12 protein-coding genes and 1 pseudogene are annotated in these 9323 nt (G+C 67.8%); 8 read left to right on the top strand and 5 right to left on the bottom strand.

All coding sequences use genetic code 11. The features are described from left to right. The 4 genes from VGC18_RS05990 to VGC18_RS05975 form a co-directional block, all read left to right on the top strand. Positions 1-1411, top strand: a 1411-nt coding sequence (locus tag VGC18_RS05990) for a PASTA domain-containing protein (RefSeq protein ID WP_331095261.1), incomplete at its 5' end; no start/stop codon positions are given. Then, on the top strand, positions 1404-2075 hold the full coding sequence (locus VGC18_RS05985; RefSeq protein ID WP_331095259.1) for a hypothetical protein: 672 nt from the start codon (positions 1404-1406) through the stop codon (positions 2073-2075). The genes VGC18_RS05990 and VGC18_RS05985, both read left to right, overlap by 8 nt. A 76-nt stretch (positions 2076-2151) precedes the next feature. After that, on the top strand, positions 2152-2475 hold the full coding sequence (locus tag VGC18_RS05980; RefSeq protein WP_331095257.1) for a hypothetical protein: 324 nt from the start codon (positions 2152-2154) through the stop codon (positions 2473-2475). Between the two features lie 75 nt (positions 2476-2550). Then, on the top strand, positions 2551-3306 hold the full coding sequence (locus VGC18_RS05975; protein ID WP_331095255.1) for a hypothetical protein: 756 nt from the start codon (positions 2551-2553) through the stop codon (positions 3304-3306). Here the strand turns inward: VGC18_RS05975 and VGC18_RS05970 are convergent, their stop codons facing one another. From VGC18_RS05970 to VGC18_RS05960, 3 genes are all read right to left on the bottom strand, one after another. Next, positions 3307-3471, bottom strand: a complete 165-nt coding sequence (locus VGC18_RS05970; protein WP_331095253.1) for a hypothetical protein — start codon at positions 3469-3471, stop codon at positions 3307-3309. Between the two features lie 28 nt (positions 3472-3499). Then, a complete protein-coding gene (locus VGC18_RS05965; RefSeq protein ID WP_331095251.1) occupies positions 3500-4141 on the bottom strand; it encodes a GAF domain-containing protein in 642 nt (213 codons plus the stop codon). A gap of 209 nt (positions 4142-4350) precedes the next feature. Continuing rightward, on the bottom strand, positions 4351-4818 hold the full coding sequence (locus VGC18_RS05960) for an Rv3235 family protein (RefSeq protein ID WP_331095249.1): 468 nt from the start codon (positions 4816-4818) through the stop codon (positions 4351-4353). Between the two features lie 142 nt (positions 4819-4960). Here VGC18_RS05960 and VGC18_RS05955 point away from each other — a divergent pair, with 142 nt between their 5' ends. After that, entirely contained in the window at positions 4961-5569 is a 609-nt protein-coding gene (locus tag VGC18_RS05955; RefSeq protein ID WP_331095247.1) for a hypothetical protein, read from the top strand. Here the strand turns inward: VGC18_RS05955 and VGC18_RS05950 are convergent. Continuing rightward, complete coding sequence (locus VGC18_RS05950) at positions 5545-5832, bottom strand: helix-turn-helix domain-containing protein (RefSeq protein ID WP_331095245.1); 288 nt, start codon at positions 5830-5832, stop codon at positions 5545-5547. The two genes, VGC18_RS05955 and VGC18_RS05950, sit on opposite strands and share 25 nt — an antisense overlap. A 176-nt stretch (positions 5833-6008) precedes the next feature. On the opposite strand from VGC18_RS05950, the gene VGC18_RS05945 reads away from it, so the two are divergent. Further along, a complete protein-coding gene (locus VGC18_RS05945) occupies positions 6009-6659 on the top strand; it encodes an SAF domain-containing protein (RefSeq protein ID WP_331095243.1) in 651 nt (216 codons plus the stop codon). Beyond that, on the top strand, positions 6656-7879 hold the full coding sequence (locus tag VGC18_RS05940; protein WP_331095240.1) for a regulator: 1224 nt from the start codon (positions 6656-6658) through the stop codon (positions 7877-7879). The genes VGC18_RS05945 and VGC18_RS05940 overlap by 4 nt, the downstream gene beginning before the upstream one ends. Here VGC18_RS05940 and VGC18_RS05935 read toward each other — a convergent pair. Continuing rightward, complete coding sequence (locus VGC18_RS05935; protein ID WP_331095238.1) at positions 7876-8520, bottom strand: hypothetical protein; 645 nt, start codon at positions 8518-8520, stop codon at positions 7876-7878. The genes VGC18_RS05940 and VGC18_RS05935 overlap by 4 nt on opposite strands. Before the next feature lie 207 nt (positions 8521-8727). Here VGC18_RS05935 and VGC18_RS05930 point away from each other — a divergent pair. After that, positions 8728-9323 (top strand): annotated as a pseudogene (locus VGC18_RS05930) (amino acid aldolase); the annotation flags it as partial.

The following is a 9323-nucleotide window of genomic DNA, read 5'->3' as shown; positions in this document are numbered from 1 at the left end:
CGCGACGATGCAGTACACCCATGCCACCGGAACCGTCCACGGCAACCTCGGGCCGGCCACCGTCAGGCTCACCGGTTCGGATCCGCTCCGCCCCGTCGTCAAGGTCGTCGACTTCGGCCCGCAGCCGGCCGAGCTCCTCGTTCCCACGGACCCGGAGCTGACCGCCGCGATGTGGCAGCGATTCACCCGCAGCCTCGAATACCCCTCGCCCGAGCAGAAGAAGGCCGGTGCCCCCACACGCCGCAGCGACATCTTCGGCTTCGGCTGCGTTCTGGCCGCTCTGCTGCTGCGCATCCCCGAGTCGCCCCTGGACGGTCGGGACGATCCGGGCACGTCTGACGGCCCGGGCGGCGCCACCGCCGGCGTCGACATCGATGTCGCCAGCGAGCTGCGAGCGATCGCCACCACGGCGATGAAGAAGAACCCCGTCGAACGTCAGCACTCCTTCCTCGTGGTTCAGGAGCAGCTCCGCTGGATTCGTGTGGCCCGGACCCTCGATCGCCGACCGGATGCGCCGACCGACACGCTCACCGTGCCCGCGATTCCGGATGCCACGTCTCAGAACGTCACCGAGGAGATCCGGATCAGACCCCGGTCGGCGCCGCTACCGGTCCAGCGCACGAAGCGCAAGCATCCGGGAGCCACCCTCGTGGCCGTGCTCGCGGGCCTGATTGTGCTTGTCATCGGCGCGGTCTGGCTCCCGGCCGCGACCGTCGGCCGGACAGCGTCGCCACCGGTGACGATCCCCGCGGTCGCGGGCAAGGATGTCGCCGCCGCGAGCGATCTGCTCGCCAAGGCCGGCCTCACGGTGGGCGGTCAGCGCAGCCAGCCGGATGCCCGGGTCGCCGCGGGCCTCGTCGCCGCCACCGATCCGGCGGCCGGGTCCCAGCTGCCGACCGACTCGGCCGTCACCCTGCTGGTGTCGTCCGGGCCGGATCTCGGTACGGTGCCCCAGCTGATCGGCCTGTCGATCTCCGCCGCGCAGGACGCGTTGACGAAGAGCGGCCTGGCGGCCGGAGCGATCAGATACCGCAACGGGGTGAGCGCCGCCGGCGTGGTTCTGGGCAGCACACCCGCCTTCGGCGAGCGGGCGCCGGCCGGCAGCGCGGTCGCCCTCGTCGTCGCCAGCGGAAATCAAGCGGTGCCGGCGGGCCTGATCGGGCAGGCGGCGGAGGCGGCCGCGGCCGCGCTCACCGCGGCGGGGTTCAGCCCCCAGATCGTGACGGTGGCACGAAGCGACGTCGCACCGGGAATCGTCGTGGATGTCGCGCCCGGGCAGGGGAGCGTGCACCCGCTCGGCACCGTGGTGACCCTCATGGAGTCGAGATGGGCTTCTCCGTCGCCGTCCCCCACACCTGGCGGCCCCTCCACGAGCCCGAGCCCGCGGTCGTCGGAGGACCCCGATGACTGATCGCTCGACTCCGATCGTTCCCCCCGGACGGATCGTGTTCAACTCCTTCGCCGGTGCCGACGACCAGCTGCTGCGGCAGCTGTCCTCGAGCACAAAAAGCATCCTCACCGCCGAGATCGACGTGCGCCGCGGAATCCTTCCGCCCCGCGACGGTCGCTCGGCACGGGGCAAGCGGCGCTCGGTCGACGCTCCCGTCGTGTGGAGGCTTCTCTCCTGGGACGACCACAGCATCGCGGTGAGCGCACAATGGTTCGACACTTACACTGCCGCGCTGGAGGACGCCAGCGACGTCGTCGAACGCATCCCCGCGCTCCAGACGGTGCTCGTGCTGCAACGATCGGACGACGATGTCAGCCATAGCTGGTATCTGCGGCTCGACAGGGACGTGCTCGTCGCCGAACGCTGGTGGCCATCCAACCGGGATCGCAACAATCACCTCGAGATCGTGCGTCAGTCGCTGCAGGGTGTCGCCCTGGTCGAGGGGCTCGAGCCCCTCCCCGTGCCGCTCCCTGGCCCCAGCAGGGTGAGACGGCGCGGCGGTCACGCATCCGATCGTTCGGGATCCTCCCTCCCGCCGATCGATGAGCCAGACCGACAAGCGCCGGTGAAGGGATCGGTCGTGCGCGAGCGCAGTCAGCGGCTGCGGGATCGGTCGGAGAGGTGATGGCCCGGCTGCGGTCCGGTCGTCGCGGCCGCCGAGGCCGTGTGACGCACCCGGCCTCGCTAGGCTCTAAGTCATCATGAGCAACGACGTCAACGACCCGGCTCGGCCGGATGCCGTGTCCACGGGTACCGGCAGGAAACGTACCCGATCGGAGACCGTCCTGTTCCTCGTGGGCGGCATCGGCGTGGTGATCGGCGGAATCGTCGCGCTCGTGGCGAATTCGCAGGCGCATCAGGCGCGGCTGGCCGCCGAATACGGCGGAACGCTTGGCGGTGCGCGAGGGGCCTCCTCCGCCGTGGCATCGGCCTGGATGTGGTCCGGCCTCGCCGTCGCCGTCCTCGCCGCGCTCCTGCTGATCGCGGTCATGGTGGTGCGCGGAGCGCGGTCCAGGGGCGCGTGACCGAAGGCTGACCGCTTTCGCCTCAGGGGCATGTCACGTCATTGGGCCCGATGAATCATCAGTAATATCGGCCTCATGAGTCAAGACGATGGAACGACGGCCACCATAGCGAACACTGCTCCGGAGGCCACCAAGAAATCGTCTGTGCCTCGTTGGGAACAGGATGCGCGCGAGTCCATCAAGGGTGCGATTCGGAAGTTCGCCAAACCGCTACAGGACATCGTCTCGCGCGATGCCAACGAGGGAGACACGCGACTCCTGGTGACCGATTTTCTCTGTTCGGGCTTGGGCTATGACAAGTTCGAGGATCTGACGACGGAGTTCGCCGTGCGTGGCGAGTTTGCGGACTATGGGGTGCGTATCGAAAAGCAGCTCGCGGCATTCATCGAGGTGAAACGTGCCGCCCAAAAGCTCAACGTTCGGCACCTTCGGCAGGTGGAGACCTATGCGGTCAAAGAAGGCCTCGAGTGGATCATGTTGACCAACGGGCAGACCTGGCAGGCCTATCACGTCTACGCGAAAACGGGTCAGCAGGTTGCCACGCATCTGGCTCTTGAGGTCGACATCCTGGGGGACGAACCCATTGGCAAGAAGGTCGATAGCTTTCTTTTCCTGCATCGTGACGGGTTCAAGCGGGGTCTGATCGACGATCTATGGAAGCGAAAGGCGGCCACGGCGCCGACTTCGCTGGCCGACGTGCTATTGACCGACTCCGTGCTGGACGCGGTGCGTAAGGAGATCCGTCGTTCCAGCGGATACAACCCGGAGCCCGAAGAGCTCGCTCGAATCATCCGCAATGAGGTTGTGCGACCGGATCTGCTGCTGAAGTAGTTATCGGCCGGAGACGGCTGCCGTCGCACCACGGGAACGACCAACCACGTTCACGTTCTGCACAACCGCCACTGTGGCGACCTTCGATATGGCCACCTGTTTACGGGCAGCGACCTTGATCACGCCATAACCGGTCGGCGTCTTGGTCACCCTGCCTTGTACCATGTGCCCAGTTTACGGGTCGCGGTCAGAATCACGGAAGGGGTGTTGATAAAGAGCCGTTGTTGGCGATTTCGAACGCAGCGGCCATGAGCTCTGCGATGAGCTCGGCAACGTATTGATCCCCAACCGTGAGAGCGCCGGGGTCCGGTGCGTCAACGGTGACCATTCCGTAGACGGACTCATCGGTCCAGAGCGGGATGGAGATGAAAGTCCTGTAGTCGCTCGGTGATTCGTCGTAACCGGCGGGCTGTTGTGTGGTGAGATCTGGATAGAAAGCTGGTTGGAGCGCGGTGATGAATTCAAATGCCGCATCACCACGAACGGTGCCCGGCGTGAACGGGCATGGGGTTCGTCCTCTTCCCACATGGGCTAACCACGTCATCCGATCCGGATTCTCTTCAAGGGCAAAGACGGCAGTCCGGATGTTCTCTGCATGCGGTGCGATCAGCATGTAGAGCGCGGTGGCACAGGCTTGCGCAATTCCTTGCACCCGGAGCGCGCGATCCGGGTAGCTCAATGCTGGCAGTTGGGCGATCAGCTCGGGAATTGGCTTCACCGCGTCTCGTATCCGTCGATTGAGTTGCGAACGTTCGTCTTCGAGGTCCTTCGCGAGGTGGTCATCACGATAAGCCTGGACGATCTGGATCGTGACGGCCGCGAGAACCATGGCCATCCCACCGAAGAGTAAGAATGCCCAAAACGAACCGGCGGCTGAGGCGAAACCAGACACGACCGGGCCGCCAGCGGCCAGGATGAGAGCCGCTCCGGCAGCGATTGCGCGCGATCGTGCTGAGGGTTTGGTTGCCCTGTGCTGCGTTCTCCCGTTCTTCGACTCGTTCCTGCTCATGAGTCAGCCGAGACATCTTCTGCCTCTGTGAAGCTTCACAGCACGTTGATCGCGGTGGCACGCCAGCGGCTGTCGAGACCCTCCAGGCGGAGGGCGACGGCGCGGGTGCGGGCCCTGCCCCGCACGATGACGACGGCCTCGACGACGCCGTCCCTCGGTTCGAACACGGAGGTCGATCCGATGGAGAACGTCGGCCGGGTGACGGGCCGTCCCCGCGCCTGGCGCGCCCTGGCAGAGATCGCCACCCGTTTCAGGAGGTTGTTGTAGACGTCGTCACTGACCCAGCGCGCGATCTGTTCCAGGTCGCGGGCGCCGGCAAGGATCTCGACCACGCAGCGGGTGAGATTCTCGAGCAACGGCCGGGGATCCGGCAGCGCCGAGCGAGAAACCGGTTGATGCCCGAAGAAGTCGTCGGAGTGGAACCTGGCCTTGATCACCTTGCTCGGCAGGACCTCACCCGCGCCGGTGGGACGCCCGCGAGGCACCCGTACTGGATCGCTCATAACCCACTCACGTCCTCCCCCGAACGGGGGGTCTCTGTCTGTGGCATGAAACATAATCAGCACTGACTGCCGCTGTCCACGCCCCAATCGGCCGCTGTGGATAACGCCCCCGTCTCGTCCGCGGGGACGGTTAGTGTGCACCATGCGCTGGGACAACCTCTTCGACGATCTCGAGGGTCAGCTCGAGCAGGAGCTCGACGCGGAGGAGCTCGACCTCCAGGCCGAAGAGGAGCGGCTTCGGCTCGGCCGACTCTCGCTGCGCGATCGTCTGCTGGCCATCCACGAGACGGACCCCGGAGCATCCATCCGCCTCGTGCTCGCGGACGGCGACACCCTCTCGGTTCACCCGGCGACGATCGGTCGCGACTGGATGTCCGGTGATCTCCTGGACGGGTCGACCCGGCGCGCCCAGTGCCTCCTCCCGGTCGCCGCCATCTCGAGCCTGCTGCTCACACCGGAGCAGGTCACCGACAGCCTGGAGGCGACGGATGCCGCGGCCTCCGATCACGGGCTGTCCGGCCGGCTCGGTCTCGGCTTTGTTCTCCGGGATCTGTGCCGCAGGCGCCGAGCGGTCGACCTGCGGCTGGCGGGAACGACGCCGGGTGGCGTCACCCTGCACGGCACGATCGATCGGGTCGGGCGTGATCACCTGGACATCGCCGTGCACGAGGCCGACAGCCCACGGCGGCGCACCGCGGTGACGCAGTACCGGGTGGTGCCCCTCGCTCAGCTCCTGGTGGTGCGGTTGTGATCGAAGGAGTACTCGGCGAGGCTCGCGTATTCGGCCTGGTTCCACAGGCCCATCCGACGGGTCTCCTCGTATTTGGCCTCGATGTACGACTCGAGCACCGCGCGTTCGATGCGCCAATGGCCGTGGCCGCCGACCTTGATGGCTGGCAGCTCGCCGGAGCGGACGAGGGCGTAGGCCTGGCTCGCCGAGACGTTGAGGATTTCGGCGGTGTCGGCCAGGGTCAGGAAGCGGCCGAGAGATCCCGGGTCATTCGAGTCGTTCATGCCTCGATTATCTGTGCACGGGTACCCGCGAAACGAGGGTGTGGATAACTTTCCCCTCGTTCGTCGGTTCTCGTGAGCATGGATGCGCGGGGACATCGTGCGCACGGAATCGGCGGACGCAGATCGACGAGCACGCATCGACGACCACGCATCGACGAGCACGGGGAGGGAAACGGATGGAATCGACCACGGCAACAGCGCGCAGCACCGGCCGGCCACGATCGTTCTGGGTCGACCCGCGCTTCGCGATCGGGATCGGCCTCGTCGTGGTCTCGGTGCTCGGCGTGCTCGCACTCGTCGGTGCGGCGGACAGCGGCGTGCGCGCCTACGCCGCACGGGACACGCTGACGCCGGGCGACAGCATCCACGAGGGCGACCTCGTGGAACGCGACGTGCGCCTCGGCGGGCTCGACGGGAAATACCTGACGAGCGGCGAGGTCCCGGATGCCGGGCTCGTGGTGACCCGGCCCGTCTCGGCTGGCGAGCTGGTGCCCGCCTCGGCGGTGGGGAGCGCCACGGGACTGCGGGTCGCCCCCGTGGTCGTCCCCGTCCGGGGACGCCTGGCCCATTCGATCGTCGCCGGCGCGATCGTCGACGTCTGGTCGTCCTCCGAGACGGAGGATGGGGTGTTCGGGCCGCCATCGGTCCTCGTGTCGGGAGCGACTGTGGTGCGGCTCGTCGAGCCGGAGGGCATCGCGGCCCAGGACGGCGACTCCGTCGAGGTTCTCGTGCCGCGCACCGCCATCGCTAGGGTTCTCGAGGCGATCGCGAACGAGACCAGCATTTCCCTCGTCCCCGCCGGCATCCCGGCGAAGGATCGATCGTGAGCCGCGTCGCCCTCGCCCTGCCGCTCGCCGTCGAGGACCGGCTCGCCGGCGAGCTCGAACGGCACGGCCACGATCTGGTCGCCCGCTGTGCGAGTGCCGACGAGCTCGCGTTCGCGCTCGTCGCGGCATCCGTCGACGTCGCCGTGGTGGAGGCGTCCCCGCGATATCTGACCGAGCGACTCATCGCGGAGGCGGATGCCGCGGGCGTCCGTCTCGTCGCGCTGGTCGGGTCGGATGCCGGCCGCAGGCAGGCCGCGACGCTCGGCCTGCGCGAGCTGGCGGACCTCACCGCGGGCTGGGACGAGATCGAGTCGGTGCTGGCTGGCGGGCTGCCTGCGGCGCAGCCGCCGAGCGCCGACCGCGGCGAGGTGCTCGCCGTGTGGGGACCGGCTGGTGCCCCCGGCCGGACGACCCTCGCGATCAACGTCGCCGCGGAGCTCGCTGCTGCCGGTCACACCGTGGCGGTGGCCGATGTCGACACCTACAGCGGGTCGATCGCACCGGCGCTCGGCCTGCTCGACGAGGCGCCCGGTTTCGCCGCGGCCTGTCGGTTGGCCGGTACAGGCGGTCTCGACCGGGCGGAACTCGAACGGATCGGTCAGCGGTATCTCTCCGCGCGGGGCGGCTTCTGGGTGCTCACCGGGATCGGACGACCGAGCCGATGGCCGGAACTGTCGGCCGACCGGGTCACCACGACGATCACGGAATGCCGCACCTGGGTCGACTACACGGTGCTCGACACCGGGTTCAGTCTGGAGAACGACGAGGAGATCAGCAGCGACCTCTTCGCGCCGCACCGCAATGCCGCGACACTTGCCGCACTTCGGGAAGCCGACCGCGTCATCGCCGTGGGCTCGGCCGACCCCGTCGGCCTCTCCCGATTCCTCCGTGCGCACGTCGACCTCGTCGAGGCGGTCGAGACCCCGCGCCTGACCGTCGTCGTCAACAGGCTACGGTCGAGCGCGATCGGGATGAATCCCGCCGCCCAGGTGAGGCAGACGCTGCACCGCTTCGGCGGCATCACGTCCCCCGTCCTCGTGCCGGACGATCGGAGCGGCCTCGATGCCGCGGTCCTCGGTGGGCGCACGCTGCTCGACACGGCCGTCAAGTCTCCCGCCAGGGTCGCGATCGGGCGTCTCGTGGAAGAGTGCATCCTGCCCCCGGCCCCGCAGCCGTCGAGACGGGTGCGGCACAGGAGGCTGGAGCCGGCGAGCGGCTAATTTCCGCGGATCCTGGCGAGCAACTGCGCCTTGGACAAGCGCGAATATCCCACGAGGCCCTTGTCGCGGGCATGAGCACGCAGAGCGAGGATCGTCCAGGACTCGGAGGGCTCGGTGGATGCCGTTCCCGCGCTGGTCGTCGCCGGTCGCGATGCGATCCTGGTGGCCGGCTTAGCTGCCGGTGTCGTCCTCGCCGCCGGTCGCGATGCGGCCGTCCTGCGGGGAACGGACCCGGTGACCCCGGTAACGACCGACTCCGCGGCCGTTCGCGCCCTCTTCTCCGCCTTTCGTACCGCGGAGGTCACGGCGTCCCTCTCGGTCTTCACGGACTTCTCCGCTGCGCGAATCGCCCCCTTCACGGCATCCCGGTCGTCCTTGACCCTCTTCGTGGTCTTGTTCTTGGTCCGGGTCACCGCCGAGGTGACCGCGTCCTTGTTCGCCTTGGCCAGTTCCTTGGCCTTGGCTTTCTCCTTCTTCAGGGCCTTGCGGGCCTTTTCCACGCTCTTCTCTGCACTCTTCTTCGCCTGCGCCTTCTCCTTGGCGAAGACCTTGGCGGCGCGCTCGGCCTCCTTCTTGAGCTTCTCCTTGGCCGCCTTGCGGTCGGACTTGTTCTCGGACTTCTTGTCGGCTTTCGATGCCACGATGCTCTCCCTGCCACGCCGTCGGCAATCGCCCACGGGTATACCACCCATTCTCGTCCCGTGCGGGCGTCGACGGCCAGACATCCGCCGCCGTTCGCGGAACCTGCTGATCGTTCGCGCGCCACGTCGTCATCCGTTTGATCGAGGTCGCCGTTCGCCGATCCCGTGCGGCGAATGCTCCCAGCCGCGACGGGTTAACGTGGAATCATGAGCATCGAATCGAGGGAGACCATGGTCGTTCACGCGGAACCAGCGTCCGCGGGATCGGTGTTTCTCGGACCCCGCCACAAGTCGTTCCCCCCGCACTCCTGGGGATCGACGGCCGAGCAGTTCCTCGAGGACGAGCCCGTCATCGGCGACTTCCAGACCCCGCTGCTCACCCTCGACTCGTCCGCCGTGCGGCACAATGTCGAGCTCATGGCCGACTGGCTCACGGCCAACGGCCTGCAGATCGCCCCGCACGGCAAGACGACCATGGCGCCGCTGCTCTGGCGTCAGCTCATCGACGCGGGCGCCTGGGGCCTGACCCTCGCCACCGCGTGGCAGGTGCAGTTCGCGCGTTCCGTCGGCATCGATCGGGTGCTGCTCGCCAACGAGCTCGTCGACCCCGTCGCGATCGGCTGGCTCGCCGCCGAGCTGGACGGGCATCCGGACTTCGAGTTCGCCTGCTGGTCGGACAGCCTCCAGAGCGTCCGGGTCATGGAGACGGTGCTGGAGGACGTCGGCGCCGGGCGTCCGATCGATGTCCTGGTGGAGCTGGGCGCCGTCGGCGGGCGAACCGGTGCCCGCGACCTGGCCACGGC

The sequence above is a fragment of the Lacisediminihabitans sp. genome, assembly GCF_036404185.1.
In the GTDB taxonomy this organism is placed as follows: Bacteria; Actinomycetota; Actinomycetes; order Actinomycetales; family Microbacteriaceae; genus Lacisediminihabitans.
The sequence above is the reverse complement of the archived record's forward strand: the minus strand, read 5'-3'. Positions and strand labels throughout refer to the sequence as shown.